Origin of the sequence: Pseudoalteromonas sp. K222D, assembly GCF_017653575.1 — a bacterium.
Classification (GTDB): Bacteria; Pseudomonadota; Gammaproteobacteria; order Enterobacterales; family Alteromonadaceae; genus Pseudoalteromonas; species Pseudoalteromonas nigrifaciens.
In genome coordinates, this window is sequence record NZ_JAGGDL010000026.1 from 34,961 (window position 1) to 50,970 (window position 16,010).

The window sequence follows — 16,010 nt, forward strand, 5'->3', positions numbered from 1 at the left end:
TTAATATGAAACAGAATTTACCGTTAGTCGGAGTGCGTGTAATTGATTTTGGCCAACAAATCGCTGGGCCCGCTGTCGCGATGATCCTCGCCGATTTAGGTGCAACCGTTATCCATATCGATCCACCAGAGGGTCCGCAATGGGACCATCCCGCTAATGCTATTTTAAATCGTAATAAAAGCTGTTTACGATTGGATTTGAAATCACAAAGCGGGCTTGATAAAGCGTTAATGTTAATTGAAAATGCGGATGTTGTACTTGAAAGTTTTACTCCAAATGTAATGAATCGCTTAGGTATCAACTTTAAAAAGTTACGTGAAAATCGTCCCGAGTTAATTACCTTATCATTACCTGGTTTTGCTAGTAACGATCAGCTTCGCAGCGAATGGAAAGCAACCGAAGCAATCGTTGCTGCATCATCGGGTGCGTTTACCGATATGGGATTCAATCGCGTACTAATGGGTTTAAATCCGAGCTTTTCACCTTTAGCACTGGGTTCATCTTATGCAACCACTTTAGCAGCCAGTTCGGTGATTATGGCCTTGCTGTCACGTGAAAAATCAGGGCGAGGAGATAGCATTGAAGTACCGATTGTGGCGGCCTTAATGGAAGGGTTGTCGTACAACTCGGTCGTTATTGAGAATATGCCAGATCGTTATCTAACAATGCGTGAGCATGAAATTGCTTATCGTAAAGAAAATAACATTGCGATGGATCTGAGTTATCAACAATTACAAGAATACTTAGACCCATTTTATCGTACCTACCAATGTAGCGATGGCCGATTCTTTTATGTGGTATGTCCGTCGCACCGTAACCATGCTAGCCGCTGTTTAAAAGCAATGGGTATTTATGATGAGCTTAGAGCTGAGGGCTTACCAGAGGTTGCAGACCTGCATTTGCCAATAAACGAGTGGGATGGTGAAACATCAATTGGTGTTTACCCACTGCCTAAAAAGTGGGCTGATATAATATCAGCCAAAATGAAAAAAGTATTTTTAACTAAAACATCAGAAGAATGGGGGGTTGTATTCGGAGAAGGACAAATTCCAGGTGCTCCGCATCGAACTACACAAGAGTGGGTTAACAGCGAGCATTGCAATGCATCGGGTCTGATTGTAGAAGTAACAGACTCGCAATATGGTGTAATGAAACAACCTGGGCCAATTGCGTGGCTTGAAGAGTCGGTGAGCCAAATGTTAACGCCAAAACCGCGTCAGGACGTTGATTTTGATCAAGCAATGTCGCAGTTAGCTGCTGTTGCCAATGATGAAGTGGTAGTGAGGCCTACCGGGAAAAATATTGCTCCGGTATCTCAACACGGTTGGTTAGATGGTGTGAAAATTTTAGATTTAACCAATGTTATTGCCGGGCCGCATGCTACTGCATTTTTAGGCCGCTTTGGTGCCGAAGTGATAAAGCTTGACCCTGTTACTCCACTTTATGATCCCTTGATTGGTACACTCTTTACCTTTCAAACCAATATTGGTAAAAAAAGCGCATTAGTTAATATTAATACTGACGAAGGGCGGCACGCTTTTGAACGTTTAGTTAAATCCGTTGATATTGTTGTTATTAATGCACCGGAGCGTCAAATGAAGCCACTTGGTTTAGACCATGACAGTTTGCAAGCGATTAATCCTGGTGTTTTATTTTGCCGTTTAGATTGCTTAGGTGGCCCGAAGAGAGGCCCGAAAACTGACTATATAGGCTACGACGATATTATTCAGGCAAATAGCGGGATTATGAGTCGTTTTGGTGGCAATGAAACACCAGAAGAGCACGCTCACCTAGGGACATTAGACGTTAACTGTGGTTTTGCTGGTGGCTTAGGTATGGCGCTATCGCTCTATCACAGACAAAAAACGGGGCAAGCATCAAGATCAAGAACCTCACTTTCAGCCGTGACAAATCTGGCGCAAATTAAATTTGCATTTGATTATAAAAATCGAGGGCCATTTAATGAAGCATCAGGTCGTGAAGTGCTCGGTAACCATCCGTTATCACATTTTTATAAGGCGAATGACGGTTGGCTGTTCCTTGATTCTGACAGTAATGAATTATCAGTACTTGAAACAGTCAATGGCTTATCAGGGATCACTCAAGCTGACAGCGTCAGTGATTTCCTTAGTGAGGCGTTTAATAATGATTCGGCTGAGAGCTGGGCAAAAAAATTACGTCAGGCGGGGATTGCTGCAGTACAACCAATGAGTATTGAAGAGTTACGTGCTCAATACTCACGAGAGGCTGATGGAACTATGGGTATAGATCGCGGCAGTTATGCTTTCTCAACGTATAGTAATCACCCGAGTGGTCATCGTGTTACCTTGATTGATCATTATTCAATTCGCCCGACGGAAGCGTCTATTTTCGCACAGCCTGAAACTGAACGCTATGGTAATTCAACGCAAGCAGTACTAGCCAGTGTTGGTTATAGCGACGAAAAAATTCAATCAATGATTGACAATAAAGAAGCGGGCACCGGGTGGGGTAAAGAGTTCCTGCCTAGCTAACGTATTAACAACTGCAATAATAATCAACAGTATCGACGACGATTGTGTCGTCGATACACCATCTCTAAAGTTACCTGATACCTTAAAATAAAAATATAAAATCACAGGATAATAATATGAAAATTTCATCGATTGCGATGGCTATTTTAGCCTCTACTGCATTGCCGTTTATGGGGAACGCAGCTGAATCAGCTGAGTTGGCTGAGGTTAAACAAGAACTTAAAGAAATTAAACAACAATTGGAAAAAGACCGCGAAGCTAAAGATAGTGCAATTAAAATAGGTGGCGCGGTCCGCTTTCAATATGGCGTTAAAGATTATGATACTGATGATAAAGAGCGCGGGGGCGACTTCGATTTTGATGTTTTTCGTTTAGATTTTAATGGCACAATTGGTGATGTAACGTTATCAGCGCAATACCGGTGGTATCAATATATGGAGGCAGTACATCACGCCTATGTTGCTTATCAGTTTAATGAAAACTGGCAAGGGCAGGTGGGTATTACACAGGTGCCTTTTGGAAATCTTACCTACAATTCCAACAGCTTCTTTTTTAGCAGCAATTTCTATGTTGGACTTGAAGACGATTACGATGCGGGTTTATCTTTTATAGGTAATTATGATAAACATGATATTCGTATCGCATTTTTTAAAACCGATGAGCTAGGGGGAATTGATGGTTATGTAAGTGATAGAACCGACCGTTATTCTTACGATATTGTGGGGACACGCCCCCCAGGAGAGGGCCTTTATGATACTCCTCAACAAGGTCTTGCCGATGACAGCACCTTAAACCTGCGTTATGCCTACAAATTTGATAACTTTGAGCTCGGCGCATCATTATTATTAGGGGGGATTGAAGGTGAGGAGGGGAATGCGGGTGAGCACAATGCGTATGCATTCCATGCAAAAGGGAATGTGGATAATTTGGGTATAATGTTTCAATACACAGATTATGAATATGATTTAAATGAACAGGCAGATTTTGTTGCTGTGGGTGCCTACGCCTTTTACGATACGATCCCAGCATCAGCTACAATTTATAATTTAAACCTTTCCTATTCATTACCAGTGGATTTTGGCCCAATTAGCAATCTAACTTTTTACAACGATTATAATTTAATGACCGATAAATCGGGTGATTTAAAAGAAGATACAATGATGAACGTAACCGGTGTAATGGTTACATCAGGAAATTTGTATACGCTCATTGATTATGCTGTTGGGAAAAATCAGCCTTTCCTTGGCGGCAGTATGGGTGGTGATAGTGATGCAACAAATAAGCGTATAAATATTAATTTTGGTTATTATTTTTAACTGTACAGTACAAAGTTTACAGGCTCTCGTTATACTAAAATGCAGCTAATATTTAACGTCAATGATGTTATCCGTGGGTCTATGGGCTGGTTATGCGTAAAAAGTATGGCTGCGGCTAATCTGCTAAACGATGGTTAGTATTATTTATGTTGAATATAATTAGCTGTGCTAAAATCGCGGCGTTTAAATTTAACCGATATTACAAGGCTTTCACATGGCAAATACAGCGCACGCACTGCATATACTGGTAAAACATAAAGAAATTGCAGAAGATATTATTACGCAATTAGGTAAAGGTGCAAAATTTCAAACCTTAGCTAAAAAGTATTCGTCGTGTCCGTCGGGTAAAAAAGGTGGCGATTTAGGTGAATTTAGACGTGGACAAATGGTGCCACAGTTCGACAAAATTGCGTTTAATGGCGCTATTTTAGAGCCGCATTTAGTTAAAACTAAATTTGGCTGGCATGTGATCAAAGTGCTTTACCGTACTTAATATTCTTTAAGTGCATGTATTAAGTGCATGTATTAAGTGCATGTATTAAGTGCATGTATTAAATGCAGTTTAACAGGCTTAATACTTTAAATTAAATTAAATTAAATTAAATTAAATTAAATTAAAAGAAAAGGCTGCACATTGCAGCCTTTTTAAATTCTTTAATTCAGAGTTTAATTACTCAGCGTTTTGCTGTGCTTCTTCTTCAGTTATTTGCTTAAAGGCTTGCACAAATGCAGCGCTAGGTTGTCCGCCGGTAAGGGCGTATTGCTCATTTATGATAAAAGTAGGCACTGTGGTAATACCCATTTGCTGTATGTCACTTTGCTGGCTGCGTACTTCTTGAAAAAACTCACCACCGGCTAAAATTTCTTGAGCACGGTCTGTATCAAGGCCAACACTTGCAACAATATCAAGCAAAGCGGGTTGCTCGTTTAAATTCACTAAGTCAGAAAAGTGGGCTTTAAATAAAGCCAGTTTTAGCTCGGTCTGCTTATTTGAAGTGGCAGCCCATGCTAATAAACGATGGCAATCGAAGCTATTTATTATCATTCGCTTATCGTCAAAGTTAAACGTGAAGTCGGCGTCTTTTCCGGCGTCTATTAAACGTTGGCGGTTATCTTTGCTTTGCTCTGGTGTTAAGCCGTACTTTTGCGTTAAATGTTCATTTAGATCTTGGCCTTCAGGCGGCATATTTGGGTTAAGCTCAAACGGTTTCCAGCTAATTTCTGCGTTTATTTCACCGTGTAATTCACTGAGTGCTTTTTCAAGGTTTTTATAACCAATAATGCACCATGGGCACATTACATCCGATACAATATCAATTTTAAGCGTTTTCATTATTTTCCCTTAGGGCAAAGCGGTAAAGCGAATATAATGAGTATATTGGGATTAATTGCAGTTTATCAATCATGATTACTCTGCAGTGGATTAAAAGCTGCAAATAATGTATTTGCAGCCTGGTTACTTTTTAGCATAAGGCAGGCGCATTAGTTTGTTAGTGCTGTGGTAGCTATCGAGCCCGCTTATGGCTACCGTATCTATGGCCTGTAAGTCTAAAAAGCCATCGCTTTGCAGTGCCGCTTCATCTAAATATACGTCCATTATTTCGCCAATCACAAGCTCAGTACCATTGACTGCTAAATGCTGATGTTCAATGTATTTTACCGCATATTTTAAGCGGCTTTGTTGTACAAATGGGGCAGTAAATTCATTTAAATACTCAGCTGTTAAACCAGTGGCAGCAAACTCTGATTCGTTTTTATCATAACGCGCCGAGGTTTGATGTGCTTGCTGATAAATAGCACTATTAACATGATTAATAGTATAAACACCGGTTGCTAAAATATTTTCGAAAGTGTGACGGGGTACGCTATGGGGGCGCATTATCATACCAATTAATGGCGGGTGCGCACCTAAATGAATAACAGAGCTAACAATCGATAAGTTAGTATTGCCTTGGCTGTCTTGAGTGCCAATTAAGTTAGCGCTTTTAAAGCCCGACAACGAGTTTATAAAGTGGGTACGCGTGTGTTTTTCAAGTGCTGCAATGCGCGCTTTAGTAAAATGCATTAAAAAATCCTTACTATGAAATACTTACCATGGAATACCTCCCATGAAATACCTACCATGAAATAGTGATGCCTTGCCAATCTAGGTAGGCGGGTTCACCGTTAAGTTCTAAATTAGGGTTATTGTTAGTCAGTTCAAATAATTGCTGCGCTACAAACGCAGGAGTAAAAAGCTTGTTTGGTGGTACATTTTTTTGAAAAGGCTTAGACAGCTCAGTGTCGGTAGTACCGGGATGAAATAAAATGAGCTTAGTGTTTTTAGCGCGCCTTGCCAGCTCCACGGCGGCAGTTTTAAATAACATATTAAGCGCCGCTTTTGATGCACGATAGGTATACCAGCCGCCAAGTTTATTGTCGTTTATGCTGCCAACCCGGGCGCTTAATGCGGTAATAGTGCAGTGGGTTTTAGGTGTTAATAATGGTAATACACTTTGCAGGCATAGCAGGGGTGTAAGCGCATTAACTTGCAATAGTTGATTAAAATAATCGCTGTTAATGTCCTCTAGTTTTTTTTCTGGCATGTGTTGCTGATTATGTAAAAGGCCATTAAAAATAATTACCTGATGTAAATCAGCCTGCTGGTTTTGTAGTGTAGTGGTAACATTGTTTAAGCTTTGCTTTGAATAATCGCTTTGCAGTTGCGTTATATTATTTAGGTTATTGTACTGTGCATTGCGCGAGCCCGCGCTTACGCAAACAATATGGTACTGGGTTACTTGGTTATTTAAATGCGCTATATAAGCTTGTGCAATTGCGCTACTTGCGCCAAATAAAACAATAGTTTTCATTTATCACCTGCACTTTTGGTTTTACATTGATTATTTTTACACTGTGAGTTTGGCATTAAGAAACGACTTATAGGCTGGCGATACTTAGCAAAAAAAGTGTATGTGCAATCAGCAAAAAATCGAATTATGGGCAAGCGAATAATCTTCAACCAAGGATATTTACCTACTGTTTTCCATGCTTGGTAGGTTACATCAAGGCCATAGATCATTATTCCTGATGGCATTCTTGCGTGTAATAACGCCATAGCTATACTTTTATCTACCTTAGGAAAACGCGTATTAAAGTCAGTGGCATTGAGGTCCTCTAATATTATTTTATTATTAATGTCAGCACGCTTTAAATGTTGCATTTCGGCGTTACACAATGGGCAGTTAGCATCGTAAAAAATGATCATGTTATTGCTTTGTAATTATTTTACATATGCTTTTTTACGACACACCATTGCAAATGGATCTATTAAATAACCGCGCATAGTGATATTAATAGTGCTCCATGAAACAAAGGAGACTGAGAAATGAGTGAACAATATGCCGCCTTGCGAGGCAATGTAAATTTACTAGGCCAATTATTAGGGCAAACAATTAAAGATGCCCAAGGCCAAGCAATTTTAGATAAAGTAGAAGAAATAAGAGCTTTATCAAAGTCATCTCGCAGTGGCAACGAAAACGACCGTAAAACACTAATAAAAGTATTACATGCGCTCAGCGATGAAGAGCTGTTACCGGTTGCCCGTTCATTTAATCATTTTTTAAACCTTGCCAATGTTGCCGAGCAGTTTCATACCGTTTCGCGTTTTAATGATGTTGGTTTTTGCCAGCTAAATCCTCTCACTCAAACATTAAAAACGTTAGCAACAAAAGCAAATAATGGCCAACTTAATCACAATCATTTGGCCGACACACTCTCAAAACTCCACATAAACTTGGTGCTAACCGCGCACCCTACAGAAGTAACACGCCGCACAATTATTAATAAGCACGTTGAGTTAAGTGATTGCTTAGCTTCATTGGAGCGAACTGATAACTTAGCACAAGAGCGCGAGGCTATTTTAAACCGTATTGCGCAGTTAATTAGCCAAGCATGGCACACCGACGATATTCGTCGCTCGCGACCCACCCCTGTTGATGAAGCAAAGTGGGGCTACGCGGTGATTGAAAATAGCTTGTGGCATGCAGTGCCGCGTTTTTTACGTGAGTTTAGCCAGCATGTAAAAGAGCATTTAAGCTTAGAGTTACCAATAAACTACAGCCCAATAGAGTTTACCTCGTGGATGGGCGGAGATCGTGACGGCAACCCTTATGTAACCGCACAAGTAACCAAAGAGGTGCTTGATCATGGTCGTTGGATGGCACTGGACTTATATGGCCGCGATCTAGAAACGCTAAGTACAGAGCTGTCGATGTCTGATGCCAGTGATGAGCTAATAGCCCTTGCGGGGCAAGAATTTGAACCTTATCGCTGCGTGATTAAAACACTTAAAAACCAAGTGTTAGAAACCGTAATGCATTTAGGCGCAAAAATAAAAAATCAGCGCAGCGAAGCCCAAGACTTAATTACCGATATAAACCAAATAAAACATCCAATTGAGGTGTGCTATCGCTCGCTATTAAAATGCAATATGAAAGTAGTTGCTGATGGCCTATTACTGGATGTATTACATCGTCTTAATAGTTTTGGTTTGCGGTTAGCTAAATTAGATGTACGCCAAGATTCATCGCGCCATGGTGATGTGTTTTCAGAGCTTACGCGTTACTTAGGTTTAGGCGATTACAACCAATGGCAAGAGCAAGACAAACAAGCCTTTTTACTCACTGAGCTTAACTCTCGCAGGCCGCTAATACCTAAGCGTTGGCAGCCAAGCCCAGAGGTGCAAGAAGTACTCGACACCTTTGACGTGATTGCACAGCAAGACGAGCAAACATTTGGCTTATATATTATTTCGATGGCGCGCACAGCCTCCGATATTTTAGCGGTACAATTGCTGTTAAAAGAAAGTGGTTGTAGCTTTAAATTACCGGTTGCGCCGTTATTTGAAACCTTAGATGATTTAAATGATGGCCACAATGTTATTACTACTTTGTTGGATAATGACTGGTACAGAGGCCAAATTAACAACACCCAAAACGTTATGATAGGTTACTCAGACTCAGCAAAAGACGCCGGTATGATGGCAGCTGGTTGGGCGCAGTACGAAGCAATGGATAAGCTAGTACAATTAGCCGACAAACGCGGCATAGAGCTGGTGTTATTTCATGGCCGTGGAGGTACGGTAGGGCGAGGCGGCGCACCCGCTGCACAAGCCCTACATTCACAACCACCGGGGTCATTAAAAGGCGGACTGCGAGTAACCGAGCAAGGCGAGATGATCCGCTTTAAATTTGGTTTACCCGATGTTGCGCTACAAAGCTTAAATATTTACGCCGGCGCTGTACTGCAAAGTAATTTATTACCACCGCCAGAGCCTAAACCACAATGGCGCGAAGTAATGGCTTTGATCAGCGAAGAGTCGTGCGAGCATTATCGTAACGTGGTACGCCACGATGAAAATTTTGTACCTTACTTTAGAATGGCAACCCCAGAACTTGAGCTTTCTAAACTGCCGCTTGGCTCGCGCCCTGCAAAACGCAACCCTACAGGTGGGGTCGAAAGCTTGCGGGCAATACCGTGGATTTTTGCATGGAGCCAAAACCGTTTAATGCTGCCAGCATGGTTAGGCGCATTAACAGGATTACAAGCGGCCTTGGCAAAATACGGCGTTGAAACCTTGCAAGAAATGAGCTTACAATGGCCATTTTTTAGATCGCGCCTAGAAATGCTCGAAATGGTATTTAGTAAGGCCGACAGCTGGTTAAGTGAGCATTACGATAATGCGCTGGTGGAAGATATGTACAAACCACTTGGTGTTACCTTGCGCAAAGAGCTCGCTGAAGCGATTAGTTTAGTACAGTCGCTTAGCCCGCAAAAAAGCTTATTGGCCGATCAGCCATGGATCAAAGAGTCAATTGCGCTGCGTAACCCTTATACCGATCCGCTTAATGTGTTGCAGGTAGAGTTACTTCGCCGTGCGCGCTCAAGCGACAACGGCAGTGAAGGCGATATAGATAACGCGTTAATGATCACCATGACCGGCATAGCAGCAGGTATGCGCAATACTGGTTAATAGCTAAATAAAAACAAGGGGGTTGCGCAGCGCCGTAACCCCTTATTTTGTGCATATGCGCTGGCATTTTATGCGCTAACCTTTTAAACTACTTAGCCATTGAATAACAAAAATTATATTATGGCTTCTGCAACCTTTTTAGTACAAGCAAACACCGCACTTAGTAATACCCACATCTCTTTAAGCGTAGCGCAAACACAGGCTTTACGTAGCCAATTAAAAACCCAGCGCGGTATTTTAAACGCAAATAATATTAACCAACTATGCGCGCAACTTAATGTAACAAACGACGCCTTATTACAAGGTTTAGTGCCTTTAGCGTCTGAGTTTGCGGTAGCACCCGTATCGAACTTTCATGTGGGTGCAATCGTTAAAGCACTTGATGAAAGCGGCGAGGTTAATTTTTACTTTGGTGCTAATGCCGAGTTTAACCGCCAAGCACTTAGTTTAGTGGTGCACGCAGAGCAGTCTGCAATTAATAATGCTTGGTTAAATGGCGCGAAAAAAATACTAAAAATAGCGATTAGTGACGCACCTTGTGGTTATTGCCGCCAATTTATGAACGAATTAGCTGATGCGCGTGAATTTGATATTTTACTGCCCGAGCAGCAATTTAAACTTGCAGACTTGTTACCGCATTCGTTTGGCCCCACCGATTTAGGCAATCAGTACAGCTTATTTAATCCAGCCCCGCAGGCTCGCTCATTTAACAATACAGAAGTAGAGCAACAGCTGGCAGCCTATGCGTTAGCAGCTTATGTACCGTATAGCCAAAACTACAGCGCAGTAAAAATCACTACGTTTAACAACGGTGACTTTTATGGCAGTTACGCAGAAAACGCTGCATACAGCCCTAGCTTATCGCCATTGCAAAGTGCATTAAGTCAGTTGTTTTTAGCCGGTTTGAGTTTTGATCAACATACCGTAAAGGGAATAACACTGTTAGAAACCGCTGGTCATGAAAACCAAGCAGGAGTGGCTCAAGCAGTGCTAGCAAGCTTTGTAAACTTGCCACCACTTGAGCTAATTAGTGCGCCATTAAGTGAGTAACTTGGCAAACTGACACACTAAAAAGTACTGTTACTTAGCGAGCAGTACTTTAGCGGCTTCTAATACTACCGCAACTGATTTTCTTTCAATTTCGCCGTGGTCAACATTAGGAATTTCTTGGCGAGTACGATTAACTAATACACCGGCTACGCACGCTGCTTGTAAACCAAGTGCCGCACACATAGTAAATAAGGTTGCCGATTCCATTTCGTAGTTCATCACACCCAATTTTTGCCACTCTTCACAGCTGCCTTGTAACGACTTTGGTACATAACCAGAGTGCGTATCGTAACGCTCTTGCCCTGGGTAAAATGTGTCGCTTGATGCAGTAATACCAATATGAAAATCGATATTAAGGTTTTCACAGGCTTTAACCATAGCTTGGGTAGCAAAAAAGTCAGATACCGCAGGGTAGCTAAGCGGCGCAAAATGCTGGCTTGCACCATCTAAACGCACAGAGGCTTGGCTAATTAAAATATCGCCTTCGTTAATGTGTGGTTGAATTGCACCAGTAGTACCAATACGCAAAAAGCTGTGCACGCCAAGTTGGGCTAATTCTTCAACGGCAATCGACGTCGATGGACCGCCAATACCGGTAGAGCATATAACCACAGAATGGCCATTAAGCTCACCTAAATAAACATGAAATTCACGCGTTTTAGCCAGGCAAGTTGGGTTATCTAAAAATTGCGAAATACGTGCAGCACGATCCGGATCGCCCGGAACAATAGCCAGTTTTGCACCTTTAAGATCGTCAATACATAACCCTAAGTGAAATACCTTTTCCATAACTAAGCCTTTATAAAATTACTATCAATTTAGCATCATTACTATAATTGTTTGTTTAGTACAGGACGTATGTCCGTGTTGATTTGTTTTGATTTATTCACCCACATTGAATATTCAAGCATATATTAAAATTACCCGTAAAATGAGGCGGTTGACTTGTATAGGCAGACATTATATTGATCGTCTAAAGTAATGAGTAAATTATCATAAACAACAGGCACATTTACACTAAGTTGTTTTTATTCATATGGTTAGTTGTTATTTTTTGGATGGTATATACATTAGTGAAGCAAGGCTAATTTAACGTTAGTTTGCTTTTAGCAAGCAGTACTAATGTTATTGTTAGTATTTAAATATTAGCAATTTTGCATAACTAATCAGTACCACGCAAAACATATAGATTTATAAGGGTTTACCATGAGCACCGAATTTCAGGAATTTAAAAGCAAAATTGAGCATTGTTTGTGCGCACCAGGTGATGGTGTATATACAGTTAACACTGCAAAAGAGCGCAAAGCTGCATTAAGAAATAAGCTTTATGGGCAAACCGAAAATATTGGCCCATTATGGCGTGAGTCGCTTAACGAATTACCCAATTCGCCGCATAAAGCGGTTATGCTAGGTATTAGCTCAGATTGTGGCGGCGGTATTTTACGTGGCGCAAACTGGGGGCCGTTATTTTTACGCTCAGCGTTACTCGATCAGCAACCTCAGTGCCGCTCATTCGATTTAGGCGACGTACGCGTTATTCCTCATTTATTACATGATAAATACTTAAACAAAGCCACTATAACCAATTGCCAAAAAGCATTATACGGCAACGAAAATAACGACTATTACGTTAGCCCACTGTCGATCACTGAAGATGTGTGCGACAGCTTTTATGCAACATTTGAAAATAAAGGCATTTTTGGTATTGGCGGCGATCATTCAATTAGTTACCCATTAACAAAAGCGTATTTAAAAGCTAAGCGCGCACAAGGCAAGCGTACCGCAATTATTCACTTTGATGCCCATACCGACTTATTGGTTGAGCGCTTAGGTATTGATTTATGTTTTGGCTCTTGGTGTACGCATATTTTAGAGTTTTTACCTGCGCCACATCATTTAATTCAATTTGGTATTCGTTCAAGCGGTAAACCGAAAGAGCATTGGGAAAGCACCTTTGGTGTTAAACAACATTGGGCGCATGAAATTATAGAGCGCGGTGCAGCAGCCGTTGCCGCAGATGCCATTGCCCAGCTTAAAGCCGACAACGTTGACGAAGTGTATGTTAGCTTTGATATTGACGCCCTTGATGAAAAATATGCCTCTGCAACAGGCACACCAGAGGCAAACGGCTTAACGCCGCAGCACGCACTGGATATTTTATCAGCCATAGCCGATGAATTTCCGATCACCGGTGCCGATATGATGGAAATTGCGCCTTTTACCGACAGCTCGCTAGTAGGGCAGTCAAGTTCAGAAACCACCTTACGAGAAGGCGCTAAAATTTCGGCGTTTTTGATTAGTGCGATGAACAAGTAATCTTAAAGCAGGTCGAAAGGCCTGCTTATTGTATTGATAATAAAAGCCTTTTAATAAATATTAAATTTAAATTGCCCCGTTTAAAAAAGCGACTATAATCCAGCTGCTTTTGCTATAAAAGCGTATTTTATTGGAGCTATAAATGGGTGATTTAGTCGGGATTGGCTTATTAATCTTGATCAGTGCGTTGTTTGCAATGTCGGAAATTGCGATTGCAGCATCGCGTAAAATAAAATTAAGAGTAATGGCTGATGAGGGCAATGTTCAAGCAGCTGCAGTATTAAAGCTACAAGAACAACCTGGGGCATTTTTTGCCATGATCCAAATAACCCTTAATGCTATTGCTATATTAGGCGGCATTGTGGGTGAGCAAGCACTTTCGCCTTATGTGCAAAATGTTTTGCAGTTTTTTTATCAAGGCCCATTACTGGCACAAATTAGTTTTTTACTGTCGTTTTTAACCATTACTTCACTGTTTATTTTATTTGCAGATTTACTACCTAAACGTTTGGCAATGATTTTGCCAGAGGCCGTTGCTGTGCGCGTGGTAACAATAATGCGCTGGGTTACCTATGCCTTAACGCCCTTGGTATTATTTTTTAATGGTTTAACAAATATTATTTTGCGTATTTTTAAAGTACCAAGCGAGCGCGAAGATATTGTAACCACAGAAGACATTGTTGCCATGATGGATGCTGGTGCAGAATACGGCAGCCTACAGCAACAAGAATACGATTTAATCGGTAACGTATTTGACCTAGAAGCGCGCTTTATATCGAGTGTGATGTCGCCGCGCGACCAAATAGTTTATTTTGATATTAATGAGTCGAGCCATGATATTGCTAACAAAATAATAGAGCATCCACATAATCACTTTTTAGTGTGTAACGATAATTTAGATAAATTAATCGGCTCTGTTGAATCAAAAGATATTTTACGCCAAGTACTTAAAGGCGATGCAGCGAATATTAATAGCGAAATGCTCGAAAAAGATATTTTTTATCTGCCCGAAACCCTCAGTTTATCAGAGGCATTAAATGCGTTTAAAACAGCCGTACAGCCTTTTGCTGTGGTAGTTAACGAATACGCATTAGTGGTAGGCATAGTAACGGTAAAAGATTTAATGAAAGGCTTTATGGGCGACTTAATTACTCACAGCGATGATGAGTTAATTGTTGAGCGCGACCAAAACTCCTGGTTAGTTGATGGTTTAACCCCCATAGTTGAGTTGGCTAAAGTACTTGATATTGATGAGTTTCCTCATCAAAGTCATTACGAAACCGTGGCCGGATATTTAATTTATACCATGAAGCGTATTCCAAAACGTGCAGAGTATATTCAATACGCCGGCTTTAAATTTGAAGTGGTCGATGTTGAAGGCATTCGGGTTGAGCAGTTACTGGTATCAAAAATAGTACCCACGCCCGAGCCACCGCAAAGCTAAGTACAAACTAAGTTAGCTCGCTATTAGCAAGTAAAAAGTAGCAAGTAAACAGTCAAAATCACAAAGTAAAAACACCTTATTTTATTATTTTAAGGTGTTTTTACTTGGGTTGGTTTGAGCGCAGCGAAACCCAACGAAAAAAGGCAACCTCAATTAACATTAGCGTTATGTATTATCGATTAGCAAATGTAGGTCGGATAAGCGAAGCGCCATCCGACACAGTAAAATGTCTTGGCAATTATTATCAGCATTTTATAGTATCGAATGGCTGGAAAGTGCTATTTTCAGACGGTGCAACATTAATCTCTTGTATGGGTAATAAACCTATATAAGAATTAGATACTACAGGGAAAGTATCTTCAACTCTTGCCCACTGCTAGTTTCAAATTCAATTGTAAAAGCTGAGTTATCAGAAGCAAAAGATTCACAAGTTTTAAAATTTGCAATTAATAGCCAAATTTTACTAGTCGTGCATCTCAGGGCGTGTTGTTAGGCGCTTAAACGCAAACACTTCAATAACTTAATTAATGCTTTAAAAGTAAAGCCTTGTGCTTCACATTTATTTTTAAAGTTTTTTAAAGTATAAATATTCGATTTATCAAAACCACTTAAACGAGTGCGGTGAATATCATAAGATGATACGACTAAAAATCTGTCGGCATTACTACCTAAGCTTTTAATCTTTTTAGCTGCTGCCCTATGATTTTTTCTCGCTTTAATTACCGCTAAAGCTCCATACATTGATTTATGAGAATTAAAATCGACATTCATTGGAGTACAAATGGCACCTTCATACTGAATAAAAATGAGGTCACTTTTATTAAAGCAATAATCGTTATTAAATGATAATTTAATTTTAACTATATTATCTGCTTTAAGCTCATTTCTTGATTGCCAATATGTATGGATAGAGCCTATTTGTGCATCATCAATTAACACCCCATTTTCGCCTGTAAATGCGTCTAGGATTGGTTTAGTTATATTATCTAAATCCCCTACCTTATCTGTCTCTTGTCTTTCTACTGCATCCAAATACCAAGTGAACTCTATATTCACTGTTTCAGAAATGACCCATTCGAATTTCTTTAATTCAGCATGTATTAGAGTAATAAGATCTTTTTGCCTTTGATTCTGAGACTGCATACTCACAATCTTTTCAAATTCTAATTCAATAGATATTTCTGCGCTGGCAGACTCCCTAATTAGATAGTGTTTGTCAAAAGCGCAATTGTCAGTCGTAACGGTAATATTCATTTAAAACTCAATAGTAGGAAAGGCGCATAACGTCTTAGTATTTATACGTTACGTTGCTTGTATCGTATAAATACTTTGTTGAACGAAGCATGCTCATCATCCAA

The 16,010-nt window shown here is 40.4% G+C and carries 13 protein-coding genes; 7 read left to right on the forward strand and 6 right to left on the reverse strand.

Annotated elements, in window-relative coordinates; all coding sequences use genetic code 11:
* Positions 1 to 5 precede the first annotated feature (5 nt).
* The 3 genes from J5X91_RS12880 to J5X91_RS12890 all read left to right on the forward strand — a co-directional run bounded on the left by J5X91_RS12880 (position 6) and on the right by J5X91_RS12890 (position 4,322).
* A complete protein-coding gene (locus J5X91_RS12880) occupies positions 6 to 2,513 on the forward strand; it encodes a CoA transferase (RefSeq protein WP_208834969.1) in 2,508 nt (835 codons plus the stop codon).
* A 116-nt stretch (positions 2,514 to 2,629) separates the two neighbouring features.
* Entirely contained in the window at positions 2,630 to 3,829 is a 1,200-nt protein-coding gene (locus tag J5X91_RS12885) for a porin (RefSeq protein ID WP_208834970.1), read from the forward strand.
* A 214-nt stretch (positions 3,830 to 4,043) separates the two neighbouring features.
* A complete protein-coding gene (locus tag J5X91_RS12890) occupies positions 4,044 to 4,322 on the forward strand; it encodes a peptidylprolyl isomerase (protein WP_011329937.1) in 279 nt (92 codons plus the stop codon).
* Positions 4,323 to 4,499: 177 nt separating this feature from the next.
* Here J5X91_RS12890 and J5X91_RS12895 read toward each other — a convergent pair whose 3' ends face one another.
* From J5X91_RS12895 to J5X91_RS12910, 4 genes are all read right to left on the reverse strand, one after another.
* On the reverse strand, positions 4,500 to 5,162 hold the full coding sequence (locus tag J5X91_RS12895; RefSeq protein ID WP_086995654.1) for a DsbA family oxidoreductase: 663 nt from the start codon (positions 5,160 to 5,162) through the stop codon (positions 4,500 to 4,502).
* A 123-nt stretch (positions 5,163 to 5,285) separates the two neighbouring features.
* Positions 5,286 to 5,894 (reverse strand): flavin reductase, encoded by a 609-nt coding sequence (locus J5X91_RS12900; protein ID WP_208834971.1) that lies wholly within the window; start codon positions 5,892 to 5,894, stop codon positions 5,286 to 5,288.
* A gap of 52 nt (positions 5,895 to 5,946) precedes the next feature.
* Positions 5,947 to 6,681 (reverse strand): SDR family oxidoreductase, encoded by a 735-nt coding sequence (locus tag J5X91_RS12905; RefSeq protein ID WP_208834972.1) that lies wholly within the window; start codon positions 6,679 to 6,681, stop codon positions 5,947 to 5,949.
* Entirely contained in the window at positions 6,678 to 7,076 is a 399-nt protein-coding gene (locus J5X91_RS12910) for a DUF393 domain-containing protein (RefSeq protein ID WP_011329941.1), read from the reverse strand. Before J5X91_RS12910 ends, J5X91_RS12905 begins: the two co-directional genes overlap by 4 nt.
* A 120-nt stretch (positions 7,077 to 7,196) precedes the next feature.
* On the opposite strand from J5X91_RS12910, the gene ppc reads away from it, so the two are divergent.
* Together ppc and cdd are read left to right on the forward strand one after the other, a co-directional pair.
* Positions 7,197 to 9,842, forward strand: coding sequence for a phosphoenolpyruvate carboxylase (gene ppc / locus J5X91_RS12915; protein WP_011329943.1), 2,646 nt, complete (start codon positions 7,197 to 7,199; stop codon positions 9,840 to 9,842).
* Between the two features lie 120 nt (positions 9,843 to 9,962).
* A complete protein-coding gene (cdd, locus tag J5X91_RS12920; protein WP_011329944.1) occupies positions 9,963 to 10,892 on the forward strand; it encodes a cytidine deaminase in 930 nt (309 codons plus the stop codon).
* A gap of 30 nt (positions 10,893 to 10,922) precedes the next feature.
* Here the strand turns inward: cdd and udp are convergent, their stop codons facing one another.
* Positions 10,923 to 11,681, reverse strand: a complete 759-nt coding sequence (gene udp / locus J5X91_RS12925) for a uridine phosphorylase (protein ID WP_011329945.1) — start codon at positions 11,679 to 11,681, stop codon at positions 10,923 to 10,925.
* A gap of 417 nt (positions 11,682 to 12,098) precedes the next feature.
* On the opposite strand from udp, the gene J5X91_RS12930 reads away from it, so the two are divergent.
* Both J5X91_RS12930 and J5X91_RS12935 read left to right on the forward strand, forming a co-directional pair.
* On the forward strand, positions 12,099 to 13,208 hold the full coding sequence (locus J5X91_RS12930; RefSeq protein ID WP_179807156.1) for an arginase family protein: 1,110 nt from the start codon (positions 12,099 to 12,101) through the stop codon (positions 13,206 to 13,208).
* A 142-nt stretch (positions 13,209 to 13,350) separates the two neighbouring features.
* On the forward strand, positions 13,351 to 14,652 hold the full coding sequence (locus J5X91_RS12935; protein WP_011329947.1) for a hemolysin family protein: 1,302 nt from the start codon (positions 13,351 to 13,353) through the stop codon (positions 14,650 to 14,652).
* Positions 14,653 to 15,141: 489 nt separating this feature from the next.
* On the opposite strand, the gene J5X91_RS12940 is transcribed toward J5X91_RS12935, so the two are convergent.
* Positions 15,142 to 15,906: a RusA family crossover junction endodeoxyribonuclease gene (locus J5X91_RS12940; RefSeq protein ID WP_208834973.1), complete on the reverse strand. Its 765-nt coding sequence runs from the start codon at positions 15,904 to 15,906 to the stop codon at positions 15,142 to 15,144.
* Positions 15,907 to 16,010 lie beyond the last annotated feature (104 nt).

What these genes read in the sequence shown, in the direction of transcription:
- ppc (WP_011329943.1), top strand. Translation starts at nt 7,197, where the DNA reads ATGAGTGAACAATATGCCGCCTTGCGAGGCAATGTAAATTTACTAGGC.
- J5X91_RS12935 (WP_011329947.1), top strand. Translation starts at nt 13,351, where the DNA reads ATGGGTGATTTAGTCGGGATTGGCTTATTAATCTTGATCAGTGCGTTG.
- J5X91_RS12895 (WP_086995654.1), bottom strand. Translation starts at nt 5,162, where the DNA reads ATGAAAACGCTTAAAATTGATATTGTATCGGATGTAATGTGCCCATGG.
- J5X91_RS12910 (WP_011329941.1), bottom strand. Translation starts at nt 7,076, where the DNA reads ATGATCATTTTTTACGATGCTAACTGCCCATTGTGTAACGCCGAAATG.
- udp (WP_011329945.1), bottom strand. Translation starts at nt 11,681, where the DNA reads ATGGAAAAGGTATTTCACTTAGGGTTATGTATTGACGATCTTAAAGGT.
- J5X91_RS12930 (WP_179807156.1), top strand. Translation starts at nt 12,099, where the DNA reads ATGAGCACCGAATTTCAGGAATTTAAAAGCAAAATTGAGCATTGTTTG.
- J5X91_RS12900 (WP_208834971.1), bottom strand. Translation starts at nt 5,894, where the DNA reads ATGCATTTTACTAAAGCGCGCATTGCAGCACTTGAAAAACACACGCGT.
- J5X91_RS12905 (WP_208834972.1), bottom strand. Translation starts at nt 6,681, where the DNA reads ATGAAAACTATTGTTTTATTTGGCGCAAGTAGCGCAATTGCACAAGCT.
- J5X91_RS12880 (WP_208834969.1), top strand. Translation starts at nt 6, where the DNA reads ATGAAACAGAATTTACCGTTAGTCGGAGTGCGTGTAATTGATTTTGGC.
- J5X91_RS12940 (WP_208834973.1), bottom strand. Translation starts at nt 15,906, where the DNA reads ATGAATATTACCGTTACGACTGACAATTGCGCTTTTGACAAACACTAT.
- J5X91_RS12890 (WP_011329937.1), top strand. Translation starts at nt 4,044, where the DNA reads ATGGCAAATACAGCGCACGCACTGCATATACTGGTAAAACATAAAGAA.
- cdd (WP_011329944.1), top strand. Translation starts at nt 9,963, where the DNA reads ATGGCTTCTGCAACCTTTTTAGTACAAGCAAACACCGCACTTAGTAAT.
- J5X91_RS12885 (WP_208834970.1), top strand. Translation starts at nt 2,630, where the DNA reads ATGAAAATTTCATCGATTGCGATGGCTATTTTAGCCTCTACTGCATTG.